Consider the following 1,052-nt stretch of genomic DNA (forward strand, 5'->3'; position numbering starts at 1 on the left):
GGGCTCATGCCTTCTGGTGCGAATTGGCCCCAAAAGGCTACACCGGCTAGGAAGTGGACAAAGTATTCTGCAAATATGGCGATGAAAGTTGCTAGTCCTACGTATAGGAATAAGTTTTTTTCATGGTTATTCTTTGCTGCTTCTTGGATTTGTAAGGCAAAAATACCCGCTAATCCAGCTAAGGCAAAGGCAAATATATATTCTATGATACCTTGTACTGGTGTTAAAATACTGGCAAAGCCAGAAATAAATTTAATCAGTCCTAACAAGAATCCTGACAATAAACCAGCACGAATCCCTCTTCTAAACGCTACAATATAAATAATGGCTAGTGAAATTTGGACCCCAAAGCTTGGGCCAATTTCAATCGGTATCATTGATACTATAAAAGCAATTACTGCTGCAATAGCAGCCTCGATATTTTCATTTAACTTAACTGATCTCATTTCTTCTTCTCCGTTCCTTTGTAAGCACATTGAAAGTTATTTTGAAATATCATCAAAGCAAATAAAAAAATCGCATCTATCACAATTGTGACAAACACGACCTCTCAATGTATTCAACGATTTAACGCATTAAATCATTCACCAACAAATGGCTATTGAACACTTCCTTCCGCCAGTATAAACCGGATCAAGTTATGAGGGTCTGTTTTTAAACATCTCAGCAAAAGCTCCCCTAGTGCGTACAAGTATCTTATTTCTTTTAGTATATGCTAATCTTGCATCTTTAGCAAGTGGTAACCCTAACATTTTATAATCGTTCAGACTTATTGTATAATAGAATTGAGCGCTGGTTCATCACAACCACACTATTGTATTCATATCATCAATATGATATATTTTTAAGAACATATTTTTGCATTCTTTTATTTTGAGGCCTATGGGGGGATGAAATTTGAAGCTATTTTTTTCGAATAAAGCGATCAATAAATTGCAATCATTATCACAATTTGAACATATTTGTTTAAATGATACACAATATTTACATATTTCTAATGAACAGGAAGTTGACCTGGTTTTGCGGACCAATGAGACGGATTTTTCCGCCTA

The 1,052-nt window shown here is 35.3% G+C and carries 1 protein-coding gene and 1 riboswitch; the gene reads right to left on the reverse strand.

Going from position 1 to position 1,052, the window contains the following annotated elements; translation table 11 throughout:
- Positions 1–446, reverse strand: a 446-nt coding sequence (gene thiT, locus ACRCJ0_RS15080; protein ID WP_431391022.1) for an energy-coupled thiamine transporter ThiT, incomplete at its 3' end; no start/stop codon positions are given.
- 147 nt (positions 447–593) lie between these two features.
- A riboswitch (TPP riboswitch) is annotated at positions 594–690 on the reverse strand.
- Positions 691–1,052: the final 362 nt, after the last annotated feature.

The organism is Aerococcus sp. L_32 (assembly GCF_050689315.1).